The 18,233-nt window shown below is 35.6% G+C and carries 19 protein-coding genes and 1 pseudogene; 6 read left to right on the top strand and 14 right to left on the bottom strand.

Annotated elements, in window-relative coordinates:
- Positions 1-160: 160 nt before the first annotated feature.
- The 3 genes from KFD70_RS06445 to KFD70_RS06435 form a co-directional block, all read right to left on the bottom strand.
- Entirely contained in the window at positions 161-1,024 is an 864-nt protein-coding gene (locus tag KFD70_RS06445) for a MurR/RpiR family transcriptional regulator (protein WP_336450720.1), read from the bottom strand.
- On the bottom strand, positions 999-1,370 hold the full coding sequence (locus tag KFD70_RS06440; RefSeq protein WP_336450719.1) for an outer surface protein: 372 nt from the start codon (positions 1,368-1,370) through the stop codon (positions 999-1,001). The genes KFD70_RS06445 and KFD70_RS06440 overlap by 26 nt, the downstream gene beginning before the upstream one ends.
- Positions 1,371-1,499: 129 nt before the next feature.
- Complete coding sequence (locus tag KFD70_RS06435) at positions 1,500-2,627, bottom strand: cation:proton antiporter (RefSeq protein ID WP_336450718.1); 1,128 nt, start codon at positions 2,625-2,627, stop codon at positions 1,500-1,502.
- Positions 2,628-2,867: 240 nt separating this feature from the next.
- Between KFD70_RS06435 and bcaP the strand changes: the two genes are divergently transcribed.
- Positions 2,868-4,271, top strand: a complete 1,404-nt coding sequence (gene bcaP / locus KFD70_RS06430; protein WP_336450717.1) for a branched-chain amino acid transporter BcaP — start codon at positions 2,868-2,870, stop codon at positions 4,269-4,271.
- 113 nt (positions 4,272-4,384) lie between these two features.
- On the opposite strand, the gene KFD70_RS06425 is transcribed toward bcaP, so the two are convergent.
- From KFD70_RS06425 to KFD70_RS06405, 5 genes and pseudogenes are all read right to left on the bottom strand, one after another.
- The gene (locus tag KFD70_RS06425) at positions 4,385-4,588 is read right to left on the bottom strand and encodes a hypothetical protein (RefSeq protein WP_336450716.1); all 204 of its coding nucleotides are present in this window, start codon (positions 4,586-4,588) and stop codon (positions 4,385-4,387) included.
- A gap of 149 nt (positions 4,589-4,737) precedes the next feature.
- On the bottom strand, positions 4,738-7,176 hold the full coding sequence (locus KFD70_RS06420; RefSeq protein ID WP_336451010.1) for a LamG-like jellyroll fold domain-containing protein: 2,439 nt from the start codon (positions 7,174-7,176) through the stop codon (positions 4,738-4,740).
- Between the two features lie 182 nt (positions 7,177-7,358).
- Positions 7,359-7,964: a DedA family protein gene (locus KFD70_RS06415; RefSeq protein ID WP_336450715.1), complete on the bottom strand. Its 606-nt coding sequence runs from the start codon at positions 7,962-7,964 to the stop codon at positions 7,359-7,361.
- 10 nt (positions 7,965-7,974) lie between these two features.
- Positions 7,975-8,256, bottom strand: coding sequence for a YkvA family protein (locus tag KFD70_RS06410; protein ID WP_336450714.1), 282 nt, complete (start codon positions 8,254-8,256; stop codon positions 7,975-7,977).
- 244 nt (positions 8,257-8,500) lie between these two features.
- Positions 8,501-9,055 (bottom strand): annotated as a pseudogene (locus KFD70_RS06405) (spore coat protein).
- A gap of 131 nt (positions 9,056-9,186) precedes the next feature.
- Between KFD70_RS06405 and ku the strand changes: the two are divergent.
- Positions 9,187-10,011 carry a non-homologous end joining protein Ku gene (gene ku / locus KFD70_RS06400; protein WP_336450713.1) on the top strand — a complete coding sequence of 275 codons (825 nt, stop codon included), beginning with the start codon at positions 9,187-9,189 and terminating at the stop codon, positions 10,009-10,011.
- A 20-nt stretch (positions 10,012-10,031) separates the two neighbouring features.
- Here the strand turns inward: ku and KFD70_RS06395 are convergent, their stop codons facing one another.
- Both KFD70_RS06395 and KFD70_RS06390 read right to left on the bottom strand, forming a co-directional pair.
- Complete coding sequence (locus KFD70_RS06395; RefSeq protein WP_336450712.1) at positions 10,032-10,811, bottom strand: DUF2935 domain-containing protein; 780 nt, start codon at positions 10,809-10,811, stop codon at positions 10,032-10,034.
- A 29-nt stretch (positions 10,812-10,840) separates the two neighbouring features.
- On the bottom strand, positions 10,841-11,212 hold the full coding sequence (locus tag KFD70_RS06390) for a VOC family protein (RefSeq protein WP_431613023.1): 372 nt from the start codon (positions 11,210-11,212) through the stop codon (positions 10,841-10,843).
- A gap of 111 nt (positions 11,213-11,323) precedes the next feature.
- Between KFD70_RS06390 and KFD70_RS06385 the strand changes: the two genes are divergently transcribed.
- The 3 genes from KFD70_RS06385 (at position 11,324) to cotJC (ending at position 12,500) form a co-directional block, all read left to right on the top strand.
- Positions 11,324-11,539, top strand: a complete 216-nt coding sequence (locus KFD70_RS06385; protein WP_336450710.1) for a spore coat associated protein CotJA — start codon at positions 11,324-11,326, stop codon at positions 11,537-11,539.
- 8 nt (positions 11,540-11,547) lie between these two features.
- A complete protein-coding gene (locus KFD70_RS06380) occupies positions 11,548-11,811 on the top strand; it encodes a spore coat protein CotJB (protein WP_336450709.1) in 264 nt (87 codons plus the stop codon).
- Positions 11,812-11,930: 119 nt separating this feature from the next.
- Complete coding sequence (gene cotJC / locus KFD70_RS06375; protein WP_017153162.1) at positions 11,931-12,500, top strand: spore coat protein CotJC; 570 nt, start codon at positions 11,931-11,933, stop codon at positions 12,498-12,500.
- 42 nt (positions 12,501-12,542) lie between these two features.
- Here the strand turns inward: cotJC and KFD70_RS06370 are convergent, their stop codons facing one another.
- The gene (locus KFD70_RS06370) at positions 12,543-13,214 is read right to left on the bottom strand and encodes a DUF421 domain-containing protein (protein ID WP_336450708.1); all 672 of its coding nucleotides are present in this window, start codon (positions 13,212-13,214) and stop codon (positions 12,543-12,545) included.
- A gap of 300 nt (positions 13,215-13,514) precedes the next feature.
- Between KFD70_RS06370 and brnQ2 the strand changes: the two genes are divergently transcribed.
- Positions 13,515-14,834, top strand: coding sequence for a branched-chain amino acid transport system II carrier protein BrnQ2 (gene brnQ2, locus KFD70_RS06365; protein ID WP_336450707.1), 1,320 nt, complete (start codon positions 13,515-13,517; stop codon positions 14,832-14,834).
- A 36-nt stretch (positions 14,835-14,870) separates the two neighbouring features.
- Here brnQ2 and KFD70_RS06360 read toward each other — a convergent pair whose 3' ends face one another.
- From KFD70_RS06360 to KFD70_RS06350, 3 genes are all read right to left on the bottom strand, one after another.
- Positions 14,871-16,787 (bottom strand): FtsX-like permease family protein, encoded by a 1,917-nt coding sequence (locus tag KFD70_RS06360; protein ID WP_336450706.1) that lies wholly within the window; start codon positions 16,785-16,787, stop codon positions 14,871-14,873.
- 166 nt (positions 16,788-16,953) lie between these two features.
- Positions 16,954-17,790, bottom strand: coding sequence for an IS3 family transposase (locus tag KFD70_RS06355; protein ID WP_431613077.1), 837 nt, complete (start codon positions 17,788-17,790; stop codon positions 16,954-16,956).
- 38 nt (positions 17,791-17,828) lie between these two features.
- On the bottom strand, positions 17,829-18,149 hold the full coding sequence (locus tag KFD70_RS06350) for a helix-turn-helix domain-containing protein (protein ID WP_336454663.1): 321 nt from the start codon (positions 18,147-18,149) through the stop codon (positions 17,829-17,831).
- Positions 18,150-18,233: the final 84 nt, after the last annotated feature.

The raw sequence follows: 18,233 nt of genomic DNA, 5'->3' as shown, positions 1-18,233 counted from the left end.
AGCTAGATAATTCATTTGTTTTCCATACTTCAAATGCATGTTATCCGCTCCTTTTTCTACTAAATAGACTATAACTAGGTAGAAAATGTTATTTTAATTCTACTCCAATCTATTACTAAAATCTACCAAAGAAGACACATAAAATGTGTCTTCTTTCTACTTACTTTAATTTTCGCAATCGAATTGCTTCTTGTCTCGTCGTTGTAAATTTATCCAATACTTGGTTTCCTATTCTATTAAAGGTAATCACATACAACGCATCGATGATATTAAGCTGCGTCATTCTTGAAGCAATACTCGCAATACGATGATCTTGTTCTACATCTGGCATACAAAGACGGATGTGTGATTCTTTATATAATGGAGATGATTGATCGAGCGTTGTAATCGCGATAACTGTTGCCCCTTGCCGCTTGGCATACTGCGCCATCTCTAGCACATCTTTCGTCCGGCCAGAAGTGGAAATGGCGACAAAAATATCCCCTTCTTCTAAATTCGTTACAAGAGGCAACATCATGTGGAAATCAGATAGCATCATCGCCGTAAAGCCTAAACGAGTAAACTTATACGCTCCGTCCATCGCTGGCGCTGCTGATCCACCCACTCCATAAAATAATAGTTTTTTTGCCCCTAAAATGGCATCTGCTGCTTTTTCTAACTCTTTTTTATCAATCGCAGTAATGCTCGCTTCAATCGCGGCCTTATTTACATATGTAACTTTATTAAATAAATCAAACGGTCCATCCTCTGTATTCATCACCGAAAAATCGTTAATATTATAGTCGGCAATTGTTAATTCTCTAACGAGTGCCAACTTAAACGCTTTAAAACTTCCAATTCCAATTGTTTTACAAAAACGAACGACACTCGCTTCACTGGATCCTGCATGATTAGAAACTTCTTTTGTCGTTAAATTAGGAACGATCTCTGCATGATTCATGATATACTCGGCAACCTTTTTTTCAGCTGGTGAAAATTGATTCATATGATTTTCTATTTTAGATAGTAGCGTTGAGGGTTTCACCATTCAACCTCCATTCTTTCCGGTTGCTTTTATTTTTCATATCCTGCGAGTCATAAAGATAAAAGGCATCTTCACCAGGAGGATGAAAAACATTTACGGTTCGATCCCCTTTTTGATAGACCGTCCTTTCTCCTTCCGACCACTTCTTTTCCCAGCCCTTTATCCAAATTGCAGCATCAGGCAAAAAGGAAGTATATCTATATCCTTTCGAATCATCTCCTGCAATATAAGAAGAGAAAACAGAAACAGGAAAATCTTTGACTTTTGATTCTTTTCCTAATGTAAATGGTAAGCATATTAAAAGAAGTACAACTATACATATGACTTTTTCCCATGTAATCTTCATTCATTTTTCTCCTTCTAATACTAGATTACACATAAATTTTAACACAATTATTACTTCACCACGCTACACTAGCACTCTTTTTTATGAATATAAAAAAGAGTCTACCCACAAAGGATAAACTCTTCCTCTTTACACAAAATACTTCTTCAATAACGGCGGCGTAATAATCGTCGTAAGGATAACAACAATCACAATCGCAGTGAAATTTTCTTTCGCCAATAAATTCGCTGTGAGTCCATTTGCTGCAATGATAAGCGCTACCTCTCCGCGCGATACCATCCCAGCACCAATACTAATCGAGGATTTCAAATTAAACCCTGTTAACCTTGCACCTAATCCAGATCCGACTAATTTCGTAAGGATAGCAATGATTGTCATGATAACAATAAACCAAATTTGATTCCCAATCCCTTGAAACGTAATCTCCATCCCGATACTTACAAAAAAGACCGGCACAAAAATCGCATACGCAATCGGCTCTATTTTATGTTCCACCTCATGTTTATATGTTGTTTGTGAAATCGCAATCCCTGCAGCAAATGCACCAATGATACCCGCAATCCCCATCTGCTCACTATAGTACGCAAATGAAAAACAAATAATAAGTGCTGCACTAATTAACGCCTCTGACACACGGAGTGGTGCCAACATTTTCATAATCCACGGTACAACTTTCCAGCCAATGAAAACGATACTTGCAAAAAAGATAAGTTTCTTCGCGATAACAAGTGTAATGCTTACATCTTGTGTACCTAAAAAGCTCATTACAAAGGCTAACAAAATGACTACAATAACGTCATCAAACACAGCAGCCCCTAAGATTGTTGTACTTTCTCTTGTATTCATTTTCCCTAAGTCACGTAATGTTTGAACAGAAATACTCACCGATGTTGCGCAGAGTAACAATCCTAGAAAGATGGCATGTGATTGCAACATTCCAAATGCGAGCCCTGCCAAATATCCGCCGAGAAAAGGAAAAATGATACCTCCCATTGCTACTGCGAATGAAGATTTTAAATTACGATTTAATTCTTCTAAATCTGTTTCTAACCCTGCCATAAACATAAGTAATAAAACACCGATCTCACTAAGTTCATCAATCAGTTCAGAACTATTAATAATTCCAAAAACAGCTGGACCAATAATAATTCCAACAATTAATTTACCTAGTACCGATGGCTGGCCGAGCCGAACACTAATATCGCCAGCCAACTTTGTACAAAGTAAAATCACGACAAGTTCAAAATAAAACAGCATAATATCTTCTCCTACTTTATAAAATACATCTATTTCTGATGATAGTTTTTCCTTACATATACGATTTTATTTGTCACATTTTTATTTGACAAAATATTCTGAATTATAATAAAATTACTACAGCAATTCTATATGTTTTATACTCACACAACTGTACCTCTATTCACTTACATACTCTTTTACAATGGGCTCATACTATTTTGGCAGTTGTGAAAATTGAAGAATGAGAGGAGAGTCCAAGTGAAGTCTTTATTACGAAAGAAACCACTTACGACTGAATCACCACGACAATTACAAAAAACATTAACCGCATTAGATTTAACCTTTTTAGGCATCGGTGCTGTCATTGGGACAGGCATTTTCGTCTTAACAGGTATTGTTGCGGCCAAACATTCTGGTCCTGGTATTATGTTATCTTTTCTTATTGCCGCATTTACCTGTGCATGTGTTGCCTTTTGTTACGCAGAATTTGCTTCTTCGATCCCTATGTCAGGAAGCGTTTACACCTATGCCTATATGACTGTTGGAGAAGTCGTTGCCTTCATCGTTGGTTGGTGTTTAATGCTAGAGTACTTGTTAGCCGTTGCAGCAGTAGCTGTTGGATGGTCTGGATATTTACAATCCTTACTTTCGGGATTTAATATTCACCTGCCCGCCATCATCGCCTCAGCCCCTGGGATGGGAAAAGGCGGAATCATTGATTTACCCGCTGTATGTATTTTACTTTTAATTACAGCTCTTCTTAGCTTTGGTGTACGAGAAAGTGCTCGCATTAATAATGTTATGGTATTAATTAAATTAGCAGTTATTATCGCCTTTATCGTAGCCGGTGCAAAGTACGTTAAACCGGAAAACTGGACACCATTTTTACCATTTGGATATGATGGGATTATTACAGGTGCAGCAACTGTATTCTTTGCTTTCTTAGGGTTTGATGCAATCGCAACAGCCGCGGAGGAAACGAAGAAACCACAGCGCGATTTACCAATCGGAATCATCGGTTCCCTTCTCATTTGTACGGCACTCTATATGATTGTATCCTTTGTGTTAACAGGAATGGTACCTTACACACAACTAGATGTTTCTGATCCAGTTGCTTTTGCACTTCATTTCGTTGGTGAAGATACAGTCGCTGGCTTATTAGCCGTCGGAGCAATGACAGGAATGACGACTGTTCTTTTAGTTGTTATGTACGGACAAGTTCGCGTTTCTTATGCAATGAGCCGTGACGGTCTACTTCCAAAAGCGTTATCTCGCGTCAATCAAAGGGTAAAAATCCCTTTATTAAACACATGGATTACGGGAATCGCAGCAGCTTTATTAGCAGGATTACTAGACTTACATCTACTTGCAAACTTAGTGAACATCGGTACATTAACAGCCTTTGTATTTGTTTGCTGCGCTGTACTTATCTTACGTAAAACACATCCAAATTTAAAAAGGGGCTTCCGTGCTCCATTCGTCCCTATATTACCAATCGTTGCAATTTGTTGTTGTCTCTATTTAATGATTAACCTTTCTGCAACAACTTGGAAAAGCTTTGCGGTTTGGCTAATCATTGGTCTATGTGTATATTTCTTTTACTCTAGACGCAATAGCCACTTACTGACTGAAAAAAATAATGATGAACAAAAAGAATCATGAAAAAACAGCTCGCTATATTAGCGAGCTGTTTTACGTTCGAGTTTGTTTCTCCGTTAACGTTTGGAGAATGAGAAATACACCGATGCAAGATTGACCAAGTCCAGCCACCTTTATTATTTGGTTTCCTTCTTCTTCTTTCTCCATACAGCTAGACTATCAAAGAAAAAGTTAATAAATAGCGTGCCAAGTCCCGCTAATAAAAAGGTCATTAAAAATAGAATCCATATGCTTTTGTCTTTCAAAAAATAATATCCAACAAGGAGCACAACTGCAATCCATACGTATTCAAGAATTCTTTTTAGCTTTTTCTCTTCCACAAAATTCGCCCCTTTATGTTTCATCTACTTTTATTTTAACATGAAATAATATATCGGCGAAATCACTATATATAGGCGATTATTTCAATATATCGACACGAATTCTTACTACAAAAAGAAGCTTGCCCAAGGCAAGCTTCTCCCTATCCTTACTTATTGATACTCTTTTCAACAAGTTGCATCGCATATTCTAATGTACGATTCATTGTTTCTACATACTGATCTTTCACTTTGTTATCTTTTACTACAGCTTCTGCTACTTTAATTTTTTTCTCTAATGCTTTAACCGGCCCATCTTCTCCTGCTTGAACTTTCGCTAACAAAGCTTTTGCTTCATCAATTGTTTTTTGTAATTTTTCTTTTGGTGTTTCTTGCTCTGTTACTTTTGATTGTAAAAATGCTTGATGCGCTGTTTTTAAACTATGGTATGTTTGAACTGTTTGTTCTCCTGTAGTTGCCATATTTTCAAATGCTGCTTTTGCTCCGTTATAGCTCTTTTGTAATTCTGTAAATGCAACTTGCGAATATTGACCTGGCTTTTCACCAAATTCATATGAACCTGCTAATGTTTCTTTCGCTTTACCGATTTCTTCATATAAAGCGTTTAGCTCTTCTAATTTTGTACGATTTGAAAATTCGTTATATGCCGCTAATACTTCAGATGAAGTAAGTGCTTTACTATATAATTTCGCAAGTGCTACTTGTCCATTCAGTGGAACTCCACCGTTACCGTTACTTGTTGGATCTGCCCCAATCGCAAATGGTACATTCGGATGATACACTTTACCTGTCACTGGCTGACTATTTACTTTTTTTCCATCTACATAAATTGCTAATTCATTCCCGTTATATGTTCCTGTTAGATGATATGTTTTATTTGCTTCTAATTGTGTACCTATACGTTTATAGCTACCACCAATATGAGCCCATAACTCCACATATCCATCTCCAGTAGATTCGAATCCAATTCCGCCGCTCTCTGTATTTTCCATAATAGCTTGACCGCGAATTTCATTCATAGAAAATGCTGCTTCTAATGTAAATGTATCCACTACTTTTGCTTTTTGTGCTGCAGAGAATGGAATATAACCAAATGTATTTGCCCCGCCATTTAATTTCATTACATGTTTTTTCAATGCTTTATCATATTCAATTGATACATTTCCTTTTACATCACCTTTACTTTCAAATGGTGAATTGTCTTTAAACGTACCATCTAAGAAATTAACATCAAACACATCCGCTTTTGGTACTTTTACATTTGGATCAATAATTTCTTTTTTCGTTGTTACTTCTGCTTGTAATGGCTGTTCGCTTTCGTTACCAAATGAGTCAATAGCGACTGCTTCTAGCGTATATGTTTTTCCACTATCTAGCCCAGCTAATGTAAACGTAAGTTCTTTCGGCACTGGATCACGATAAAATTCTGAGAATGCTAACAGCTTATTTTTGATTTCTCCTGTTTCTTTATCTCGTGCTTGTAGGCGATAAGAATGAACAAGTAAATTATCTTTCGCTTGTGGGAAAGTCGCTGTTACTGAGCTCTCAGTTACATTTGAAACCTTTAACTTTGTATTTTTCTCGAAAGATGGTTTTTCTTTATCTCGGTTTTCCACATGTTTAAACGATTCTTTTTTAGCTGGCAACTGAATCTTCCATGGTTCACCTGTCCAAGAATTTGTATGGAAATCACGACGGTTAATTGTTACTTCTTTATCATCGACTTCTACTAATAAACCTTGGCTTAATTCGCTTGCACCTGGCGGAATATTCCCTTGCACTTTCCCGCCCTCTACTTCCATATAACTTACTGAAGATGTTCCAACAGATGTAAAGTCTTTTTGATGAATCGATCTTGGATCATCTAATGGATAATGCGAATGACCAGAGAATGTAATGGCTTGTGGGTAATCTTTTAATACTTCATTAATTTTGGCACTATCCTTCGTTCCCCACTCATGACTACCATACACAGTTTCTTTAATGTGCTGATGTAAGAATACGAAAATTGGTTTTTCTGGATCATCAGCTTCTGCCTTTGCAATTTCTTCTTTCAACCAATTAATTTGCTTATCAGAATAATATCCATGTGTCGTCCCATCTTCTGGTGACATAACAAGGAAGTGGTATCCTTTCACTACCTTATGATAATAAATAGATTCCATGCCTGTCTTTTCTAAGAAACGTTTTTGTGCACCTTCTACTGATAAACCATTCCAGTAATCATGATTTCCAAGTGAATTCATTCTCACTGCATCTTTATTGGCGTATTGATTATACACTTGCATAAAACGATCATATTGCTGATTCGAACCTGAATCTGTAAAATCACCAACGATAACAAATGCATCTTGCTTTGGTGCAAGTGTATTAAACTGTTCAATCGCTCTCTTCCAACGAAACGTATCATCCGTTCCACTATTTTTAATATGTACGTCACTTACAACCGGAAAGACAAGTTTTTTCTCCTCCGGCTTTCTCTCTTCTTTCTGCTCTTCTGCTTGTACAGAAGTGTTCCACGGAAATGATACAAATGCTAAAATAAAAACTGCTAATAAACCTATAAGACCTCTTACTTTCTGAAACATGTTCCTGCTCACGTAAATCCTCCTCGTATGTTTGATTTTCGTACAAGGATTATTGTAGCTAACACATATTAATCTCGTTTAAATGAACCATGAAATATATTACATCTTTGTAAAGGTACAGTGAGTTTCATGTAAAGTTCCACATCATCTTTTCCAACGCAAAAACGCCTTTATAGGCGTTTTCACATCGACTCCACTTTATTTTTCTTTTTCACAAACTTGAAAATGAATATTCCTACTACAATTAAACAAACAACTCCTAATATCGGTAACGTATATTGTTCGACAATTGCACCTGCCTTTTTCCAATGAGGCCCTAGCTTCAATCCGATATATACATATAGCGCCGTGAGCGGTAACATCGCCACAAATGTGTATATGCTAAATTGCCAAATATTCATTTTCGCCATTCCACACGGAACTGAAATAAGTGTACGAACCCCTGGAATAAAGCGTCCAAGAAACGCCACTGCTGGTCCATATTTTTCAAAGAAGTCATCAGCTTTTTGAATCTGTTCTTCTTTTATAAAAAAGTATTTTCCATATTTCAATAATAATGGACGCCCTCCATAATAACCGAGTGCATATAAAGTCAATGGCCCCGTTGTCCCTCCGATTGTCCCAGCTAATACCGCAAGCCAAAAGTTCATATCTCCCTCATATACCCAATAGCCAACAAGGGGTAAAACGATTTCTGCTGGGATAAACTCGAATGTTAATGCTAGAATGACACCGAAATAAGAAAACTGCTTTAAATAATCAATTACATCTAAAATAAACTGCTCCATTTGTTCACTCCTATCCCTTATTTAAATTATATTTTTCTTGTAAGTGCTTCGGTGCCATTTTCACAATTCGCTGCAAAATGAATAGAACAACAGCAACATCATCTAATACCCCAAAAAACATTAGAAAATCAGGGATAAGATCAAACGGAAATACAACATATCCGATTAAAAAAACAATAGACAGTACTTTTTTTTGCATAGCGACTTCTTTCGACGTAAAAAAGTCATATAGGAATGGACCAAATCGACGAAAATGCAGCATCAATCGAAATCGACTTATAAACTTTTTCACTTTTTATCTCTCCTTTTTTCTGCATACAAAAAGGACCTTTACCAAATATAGTAAAGGTCCTAAAAAAGACAATAAGGGGCCTTTACCATTGCTGGTAAAGGTCTCACTAACAACAAAACTGTTGCCAATAAAGCCGAGGGTTTCTCCCTGTAATGACGACTTTATTGTGACAAGTTACTCCCCTTTGTATACGCAATCTTATAAAATCACCTTAAAATATTTGATAGAACTTGTCAATCCTTTTCTATTGTTGAAGTGGCTTATACATACTGGCTATCGCTTGTATTTCAGAAACCGGTGCTGGCGATAGCTGATAATATCCTTTCTTCACCATATACTGCCAAACATCATAAGCATGGCGGCTGCTATTTAAAAAGGCATTTTCTAAAAAAGTTCTTAAGCCGGGTTTCCACACTCTAATAGGGAGCCAGCATAGTTTAATGCAGAAGACTTTTGATTGAGTAAATATCCAGTTGCAATCGCTCGATCAGTAGGCGCTTGTCCAGTGACACTTGGTGTAACGGGTACATACTTTTGTGAAGGCGCCTCTGTATAAGAAGCTAATATTGGCTTTAATATAGACTGCTGAAACTTTGAAATATTTGGAGCCAATTCACTTTGTATAAATTCTATCTTCAAATTATAATCTTGCACATGAAGAGGCAGATGTTCCTGCAACATTTGTTTTAACTCTGGGTCCTGTGCTTGCTGTATATATGTAGACATTGTATTAATCGTATTATAAGCATCCAGCTATTAGTTCACTTAAATCTCGTAATTCATGTGTCGCTAATTGCATGTATAATTCCTCCTTTCTAATCGTCTGTTTAGCTTCTCCTAAAACATAAAAAATAAAAGAGTGTATACAAGTTTTCTCAACACCTCATAATATACCTATTCATCTTCTTTTCATTAAAGGAGGAAATTAGTATGCATACAGTATGGAAAGGCACTCTTTCACTCGGATTATTAAACATTGGGATTAAGCTATATAGCGCTATAGAAGAAAAAGATATTAAGTTTTTAAGTCTTCATAGAGAATGTCTAACGCCTATTAAATATAAAAAGATTGCTCCTGATTGTACGGATAATGAAGTGAATGATGACGAAATTGTAAAAGCTTATGAATACGCCCCTCATAAATATATTCTTATTGAGGACAAAGAATTAGTCGAATTACAAAAAGCATATGAACCACGGATCATTCGCATTTCTTCCTTTGTTCAAAATGATGAGATAGATTCTATTCTCTTCGAACGCTCCTATTTTATAGGCCCTACTCCCGGTAACGAAAAACCGTATTTATTATTAAAAGAATCACTAGAACGAACAAATAAGCTTGGTCTCATTCATATTTCTATCCGTAAAAAACAACATTTAGCTATTATCCGTAGTTTTCAAGATGGACTTATTTTACAAACCATTCATTACCCTAATGAAATTCGAAATATAAAGCATACGCCGAATCTTCCTAGCACCGAAGAACATCCAATACAAAAACAAGAATTAACTACCGCAATGAATTTAATTCACCATCTTACACATCCATTTAAACCTGAAGAATATACAGATGAATATAGAGAAGCTCTTGCTGATCTTATAGAAGAAAAAATTGAGCACCAGGAAAAAAATGAACCTATATCTTCTAGCACCAACATCATAAATATTATGGAAACATTAAATGCTAGCATTGAACAAATAGAACGACAAAAAGAAAAGAAAAAAGAAGAAATAAACAAACAAAAAGCCACATGATTGTGGCTTTTTATCCGCTCTTAAAGCGGATTACACTTTGGCATTTCTAATCCAGAAGCTTGTGCTAATTTCAATAAATAATAACATTCTTCCCTTGCCATATGATCTGCCATTCTTGCAGAGATGATGGTTAATATTTGATCAGATAGTTCTAATTCCTCTAGTTCGTGAAGAAAGCGTGAAAATAGTGTTAGTTCTAATGAAACATCTTTTGTAAATTTCTTCAGAGCTGGAAAAGAGTGCAGTTCCGTTCGTAAGTAACCCGTCATTTCCACAGCTTTCAAGTAAAATTGTTCAAAGTGCTTTTCATATTCCTCACACTTCTCTTTCAGTCGTTTTTCGACAAGATCTAGTCCACCTGAAATAGAACCTGCATGCCCTGCTGCATCCGTTAGCCAAACAAGATGATAATGTAACTCATGGAAAATAGGTGGCACTTCCCCTTTCATTAAATACTCTAACACCGTTATATACTCTTCCACTTCGTTCACCATATGGTTAAGAAAAGTTGGTGTAAAATGAATTTTAATTTTTCCTTCTAGCTGCTTTCTTATAATACTTAACTTAAATTTTCTAATTCCCTCTGCGGCTTCATGTGCATCTTTCGCAAATGTAATCAAATTTACTGTATCAATATTATTGAGAAATCTATCAAATATTTGAACAAAATACATCGCTTTTTGAATATCTTCTTTTTCACTTGGAGCTAAAGCATCTAAAAGAAACTGGGCATGATCCCCAAGAACCCTGAGCCAAAATTTATGTTCAAACAATGCGCTTTCTTGATATGTGCTATTCATCCGATTAACTCCCCCTTATATAGTCTCAACTACTCTCTCGCCTCAATTAGAATTCTATACTGGTCAGGATCATGCACAACAATACCCCTTTTCTCCGTTTTATAGCCCTTTAATTCTTTAAATGATACATGATAGAATTCTAATTTTTTTCGTATTTTTTCTATCTCACAAAATGAAAAATTTAAGTTTATATAAGAAGATAATGCCCCACTGACACCCTTACATTTGTCCCGATTTAAAACGAAGCAAATTCTCGTTGATCCAACATCATACCAAACACCAGGCACATGTAATTGTGGTCGATGTTTGCTCGGCTTAATTCCTAAAATCCCTTCATAAAAGTATAATGTGTCCTTTAAATTCCTTACTTCTAATACAAGGCTATTTGTAATCGTCTCCACATATATTTCCTCCTTGACCCTACTAGTTTTTCTATATGAGTCATAAATGACAATTATGTCTGAATACAATACGTAGTGATGAATGTTTCACTTGTAAAGGAGGCTTATGTTATGGACAAATTTATGAGATCCTACACACCTTACCATGGCCCAAATGATCCTTGTCCGCCGATTGGAAAGAAATTCTATTCAACTCCTCCTCACTTATTTATGGGATTCCAACCACCAAACTTGCCTCAATTTCCGCCTAACGAAGCATTAAGAAAAGGCACTTTATGGCCTGCTTTTTATGATTTTTATGAAAACCCCTATAAGAAAGGAAGGTGAGGAAATCCGTGGCTCAAACATTGCCAGATGAATATTATAAGTGGCTAGAAGAATTGCAAGAACTCGATTTTGTATTAGTCGAACTCACGCTTTATTTAGATACTCATCCAGATGATGTTGCAGCTATCAATCAATTTAATGATTTTTCCTATAAAAGAAGATTGCAAAAGCAAAAAATCGAAGAAAAATATGGTCCACTCCAGCAGTTTGGAAATAGTTACTCTAAGGCTCCGTGGGAATGGAGCAAAGGTCCTTGGCCATGGCAAATATAAAGTAAAACTTGAATCAGTGGGGCTGCATCCCTAGCTAATAATCAACCCCCACCTAACTTCTTTACTTTTTTAAGTCGGAGTATGACTACCCGCAAATAACGGGATAAAGGAGATAAAATATGTGGATCTATGAAAAAAAATTGCAGTATCCTGTGAAAGTAAGTACTTGTAATCCAGCACTTGCTAAATTATTAATAGAGCAGTATGGTGGGGCAGATGGCGAATTGGCCGCGGCTCTCCGCTATTTAAACCAGCGCTACACCATTCCTGATAAAGTAGTCGGTTTATTAACAGATATCGGTACAGAAGAATTTGCACATCTTGAGATGATTGCCACAATGGTGTATAAATTAACAAAAGATGCAACACCTGAACAAATGAAAGCAGCTGGACTAGATGCTCATTACGCCAATCACGATAGTGCACTATTTTATCACAATGCAGGCGGTGTTCCATTTACAGCCACATACATACAAGCAAAAGGTGATCCAATTGCAGATTTATATGAAGACATTGCTGCTGAAGAAAAAGCAAGAGCAACTTACCAGTGGTTAATTGATCTATCAGATGATCCTGATATAAATGATAGTCTACGCTTTTTACGCGAGCGTGAAATCGTTCATTCCCAACGCTTCCGAGAAGCTGTTGAAATTTTAAAAGAAGAACGCGATCGAAAAATATACTTTTAACTATTTCGTGCACATACCGAAACGGTATGTGCACGTTTCATACTAATATTTTTGAATAAAAAGGCTCCCTCCTTTACTCCACTCCGCATAACATACTTCTTTCAATTCTGTTCTCTGCTTCTTTAGCTCTTTACGCAACCATACTTCCTGTAATCCAAACTTTTTTAAATTGTATGTAATAAACTCCCCATCGCTAATAAGAACAACCGGCAATACATTTTCCTTTCCCTTTATTTTCAAATCTTTTCTTGTTGGTATATCTACATCATATTTTCTCATCACGCTTATCGACCCATCATTTTCTAAAATTGCAAATTCTACATCTTGCAGAGAAAATATATCCTTTGCACGAAGCAAATGCTGAAGCTGATCAACATCTAAACGGTTTTTCTTCATTTCGTTCCAATCTAGCTTTCCATTTGCAATTAAAATAGCTGGTTTTCCTTCAAGAAATAAACGTGCTTTTCTCCATTTTTGGGTGATAATTTCTGTAATGAGTATAAAAGCTCCCCACACAATAACTACAAAAACCATCCTTCCTATATGAGCCTCTTTATTATAAACAGCATTCCCTAAAAAATTTCCTAAAACGAGTGCTGAAATAAAATCAAATGGTGTAATTTGATTCATTTGTGTTTTCCCCAGGATTTTAACGACTAAAAACAACATAGCATATCCAAAGAGCAGTTCAATAAAAATTTCTACATAATCCATACTATTTCACCTTTCTCTACTTCACACATTTTTATCTCGCTATCCACAGTCAGTAAGACCTTCACCTCATGATTTAAGAAAAGGATTCTTTACTTTCTCAATCCAAAACACCTTTACTTGTAGTATGCCACCATAGATTTGAAAAGTATAAACGTATAATTATCCAACTTAACGCATTATTTTTAAAATTATTTAAAATTTCCTGTTGCTTTCTAGTCATCAGACTATTAAAATTATAACAGTTACTCGACAAATTATTTGAATTTTCGACAAAAATATCAATAGGAGGATTTTCCATATATGCGTACAACTTTAAAGCCATCGCAAATTCTCTCCATTAGCTTATTGCTATTTGCAGTATTTTTCGGCGCTGGTAATATGATTTTCCCACCTCTTCTTGGACTTTCTTCAGGAGAAAACATGTGGGTTTCTATTTCAGGATTTATCATTACAGATGTAGGTTTATCATTATTAGCAATCGTTGCTGTCGCCCTTGCAGGTGGTAGTTTTAAAAACTTAGCGAGCCGTGTTCATCCCAAATTCGCAGCAGTATTAGCTATCATTATCTATCTTTCCATCGGCCCACTATTTGTTATTCCACGGACTGGATCTGTTTCTTATGAGATTGGAATCGCGCCACTTTTTAAAGATCAATGGTATTCCATGTTACTATTTAGTTTTATTTTCTTTACGGTTGTTTACTTCTTATCATTAAACCCATCCAAATTAGTTGATCATATTGGAAAAATATTAACACCGATCTTACTTGGAATTATTGCGGTTATGGCAACAAAAGCAATTCTTTCTCCAACAGGCTCATTTGCGACTCCTGTCGGGGACTATAAAGAGATTCCGTTTTTCAAAGGGTTTTTAGAAGGATTTTTAACATTAGATGCGATTGGCGCTCTCGTTTTGTCGACAATTGTCGTAAATGCGATTCGTCAAAACGGTGTAACCGAAAAAACTTCTATCGCAAAATACACAATTATTTGTGGAAGCATTGCTGCTTTCTTTTTAACAATCGTTTACTTCTTACTTGGCTATATCGGAGCATCAAATGGAAACTTAGGACAATTTGAAAATGGTGGACAGCTATTAGCAACTGTTATGTACCAATTATTTGGGACAAGCGGTAATATTTTGCTAAGCATCGCCATTATATTTGCGTGCTTAACAACAGCGATTGGCGTAGTTAGCGCGTTTGCCAACTATTTCACAAATGTATTAACAAACGTTTCTTATAAAAAGCTTGTATTATATGTTTGTATTTTTAGCTTTATCATTTCAAACTTAGGACTCAGCTTATTAATCAAAATTACGTTACCTGTGTTAATCATTCTGTATCCAGTTACAATCATCTTAATTTTTGTATCATTTATTGATAAATATACGAAGCGGAAACCATCTGTCTACATCGGTGCCATGATCGCTGCATTCATCATTAGCTGTATTCACGCACTTGATAATGTGGGAATGATGCCATATGCCATTACATCGATCGCAAGCACAATTCCTTTTTACAAATTAGGAATTGGTTGGATCGTCCCAGCAATTATTGGAGGTATTGTCGGATACTTAATTCCGCAAACACAAACAGAAGGCGAAGTTTCTACGAAATAACGAAAGAAGCAAGCATTTAAAAATGCTTGCTTCTTTTTATTTTCTATCACTCCATACAATGTTTGTATAAGAGCAAGCTGTTAACATGTAGTAGCAGAAGTAAATGACACCATATGCCAGCATACTTCCTGCAATTGGCACCATATATTCAAACATACCTCTGAAACCCATTAAACCTAAAAAGGCAAAGAACATGTGACAAATTGCTAATAGTAACGGTGCAAAGAACATAGCCCCGACTTGTTTTCTTACAGATTGCGTTGCTTCTTGTTTTGTTAATCCGATTTTCTTTAACATGTCATATGCAGGACGCTCTGCCATTGCTTCTGTTATTTGCTTAAAGTATAGGATACAACCTGTTGCTAAGATAAATACGATTCCTAAAAATACACTTGCGAATAACAGTACCGCTCCATCTTGTAGTTCAGATTGACTGGCCTGTTCAAATGACTGGAGTTTTGCTTCCTTTGGGATAATATTTATTAACATTTCCGTTAACTTTGCATCCCCATTTCCATCCACGATAAATCCATTTACGCGTGATACTGCCTTTCCTTGCTGGACTTTCTTGAACAATGAATCCTTAACAACAATTCCAATTGGAGCTAATTTTGCACTCACAACCGTCTCTTCTCTATGATCAACAAATGTCACTGTTTCATTATTAATCGATGCTGTTCTTCCTTTAAAAGATGTATTTTCCAAGTTATATGATTGATACGGATCTAATAAAACAGCATCTTTTTCAGAACGAAGTGTAACTGCGTCATTTTTTAATTGGGCAGACGCTCTATTATAATCCGATTCCTTTATAACTTGTATATTTCCATCACCGACTTGATAACCTGTCAAAACTGATGATCCATCTATACTCCCTTTCACTGAAAGTAATGATACAGACGTTTCTCCTTTTATATCATAGTGAGATTTTTGAATTGTCGTTTTTACTTTCTCATTTAAATCCTTACTATCTGTTATATATTCATAACTGACCGGATTCATCGTTGCTGCTGTTTTCTTCGCGCCGTAATACATACTAGAGCTCATTCCAATCGTACATAGCGTCACTGCACTTAAGAGAGATAAAAGCGCAAGCATTTTTACATTTCCTTTTATACGGAAAACCAAAGATGAAATCGATAAAATGTTTGTTCCGTTCCAATACTTTCCTTTATCTTCTTTTATTTTGTGCAGAGATTGAACTGTATATTGTTCAAATAATAAAAATGTCCCTTTTACGATCAATACAAAAATGATAAGTCCTGTTATAAAAACGGCACTAAATCCAAACAGCTGCGTTAATAATGCCACCACATAACCTGCTGCAAGGAATACAATTGCTTGTTTTGCTTTCTTATTTGTAAAGGTCGGTGCCTCTTCTTCTTGATTTTCACCATATAGTAATTCAACTAAACGGTGTTGATAAATGAGTTTTTTACTCTTCCATGATGCAATAACAAAAATAACACCTAATGTTACAAGAACTTCTACTATAGATAAAAATGATACTGAAAATGTAAACGTAAAAGCACTTCCCATTAATTTCACAAGTAGCCCAGCGCAAATATTTGCAACAAAAACACCAATTATAATTCCTACAATACTAGCACCTATACCAAGTAACAACGTTTCATAAAATAATAACTGAGCGATTTCTTTATTTCGGATTCCCAACAAACTATATAAAACAATTTCCTTTTTCTTCTTTCGTAAAAAGAATCCGTTACAATAAAAGATAAAAATCGTTAAAAAAATCATTAACAAAATTTGTGCAAACGTAAATGTCGTTTCGATCTTATCTGATTCTTTTAGAAGTGCGGTTACACTTTCATTTTGTTTAATTGAGACAAATGTAAAATAAATAACAATGCTACCTACTAAAGATATAAAATATAGTAAATAATCACGAATATTCCTCTTTATACTTCGCTTCGATACTTCCAAAAAATCCATTTGATTCTCACCTGCTCTCGTACATTTCGATATACACAGTGTACCGAAAATATGACATTCCCCCTATCGATTTTCATTACATGATTCTTACAATCTTGTAATGAGAAAATGAAGAAAGAGCCTAGTTTCTGGTCTTATCCCTGTCAAGTAGACAGTATTAAAAAGACTAAGCAGCCATCGAGATTCGATATTCTATCGGAGCTCGATGGTTGAGTCGTTTTTGGAAACGTTTATAGTTATAAAAGTAAATATATTCTTCGATTGCTTGTATTAAATCCGCTTCTGTTTTAAAATGATTCAAATACAACATCTCCGATTTAAAATGGGAGAAAAATGACTCGATACAGGCATTATCATGGCAGTTTCCTTTGCGAGAGTGGCTGCCAATGATCCCTAAATCTAAAAGTCGTTTGTTGTAGGCATGAGATGTGTACTGGAACCCCTGATCTGAATGGAGAATGGTTCCACGCACATCTCTTTTTTGTGCCAACATTTCAATTGTATCTAATACAAGTTCATTATCATTACGCTTGGAAATTTTCCAAGAAACAACTTCGTTATTATAAATATCTTGTACAACAGAAAGATAGCGGAAGCCCTCTTGAAATCGTAGGTAGGTAATGTCTGTAACAAGCGCTTCATTTTGTTGGCGATCTTTGAATTCACGGTTTAAAACATTTGGAAAAGTATTAGAATAATTCCCTTTAAAGAAGCGACGCTTCTTCCGAATAATAGACTGAATGTTAAGCTCACTCATTAATCGATATACCTTTTTGCGATTTATAAAATACCCCTCTTCTTCTAAAGCGATTTTCATACGTGGATATCCATATTCTTTGTGCTTTACGTGAATAGATTGAATTACCTTTTTTAATCGTTTATCGGATTCTAGTCGCATGTTGTTCATACTTTTTGTATGAACCCACTTATAGTAACTTGAGCGATGTACACCCGCAAATTTAGTAAGCCATATAACGGGATATTTTCTCTTTAGTAATTCAATGATATGATATCGTTCTTTATATTTTAGTACGCCCCCATTTACAGATTTGGATACTGCTTTTTTAAATATTCAACCTGAGCCTTATAGTAATCACGCTCTTCTTCAACAGTTTTAAAATGAATCCGTTTGCCTTTTAAAGGGTTCGGTATACCTTTCATTTTATTATTTTCCCCGCGAGTATCTGTAATTTCACCACATTCTTTATATTTTTTCACCCAATTTTTAAGTTGTGTAGAGCTTCTAATCTCATATTTCTCCGCTATCATATCGTAGCTGCCTTCACCATTTAAATAACTTTGAACAGCTGATAACTTTATCTCATTTGAGTATGTATTAAATGTTGTACCTTTTTTTACCATAAAAAATCCCCTCCAAGTAATAGTGTAACATCCATCTGTATACATGGTCTTTTTTACACTGTCTACCTAAAGGGGATAATATCA

The organism is Bacillus pfraonensis, assembly GCF_050768835.1.
GTDB classification, from domain to species: Bacteria; Bacillota; Bacilli; order Bacillales; family Bacillaceae_G; genus Bacillus_A; species Bacillus_A pfraonensis.
The sequence above is the reverse complement of the archived record's forward strand: the minus strand, read 5'-3'. Positions and strand labels throughout refer to the sequence as shown.

What these genes read in the sequence shown, in the direction of transcription:
- ku (WP_336450713.1), top strand. Translation starts at nt 9,187, where the DNA reads ATGCATACAGTATGGAAAGGCACTCTTTCACTCGGATTATTAAACATT.
- KFD70_RS06350 (WP_336454663.1), bottom strand. Translation starts at nt 18,149, where the DNA reads ATGGTAAAAAAAGGTACAACATTTAATACATACTCAAATGAGATAAAG.
- brnQ2 (WP_336450707.1), top strand. Translation starts at nt 13,515, where the DNA reads ATGCGTACAACTTTAAAGCCATCGCAAATTCTCTCCATTAGCTTATTG.
- KFD70_RS06385 (WP_336450710.1), top strand. Translation starts at nt 11,324, where the DNA reads ATGGACAAATTTATGAGATCCTACACACCTTACCATGGCCCAAATGAT.
- KFD70_RS06360 (WP_336450706.1), bottom strand. Translation starts at nt 16,787, where the DNA reads ATGGATTTTTTGGAAGTATCGAAGCGAAGTATAAAGAGGAATATTCGT.
- KFD70_RS06370 (WP_336450708.1), bottom strand. Translation starts at nt 13,214, where the DNA reads ATGGATTATGTAGAAATTTTTATTGAACTGCTCTTTGGATATGCTATG.
- KFD70_RS06415 (WP_336450715.1), bottom strand. Translation starts at nt 7,964, where the DNA reads ATGGAGCAGTTTATTTTAGATGTAATTGATTATTTAAAGCAGTTTTCT.
- KFD70_RS06420 (WP_336451010.1), bottom strand. Translation starts at nt 7,176, where the DNA reads ATGTTTCAGAAAGTAAGAGGTCTTATAGGTTTATTAGCAGTTTTTATT.
- KFD70_RS06440 (WP_336450719.1), bottom strand. Translation starts at nt 1,370, where the DNA reads ATGAAGATTACATGGGAAAAAGTCATATGTATAGTTGTACTTCTTTTA.
- KFD70_RS06435 (WP_336450718.1), bottom strand. Translation starts at nt 2,627, where the DNA reads ATGCTGTTTTATTTTGAACTTGTCGTGATTTTACTTTGTACAAAGTTG.
- cotJC (WP_017153162.1), top strand. Translation starts at nt 11,931, where the DNA reads ATGTGGATCTATGAAAAAAAATTGCAGTATCCTGTGAAAGTAAGTACT.
- KFD70_RS06395 (WP_336450712.1), bottom strand. Translation starts at nt 10,811, where the DNA reads ATGAATAGCACATATCAAGAAAGCGCATTGTTTGAACATAAATTTTGG.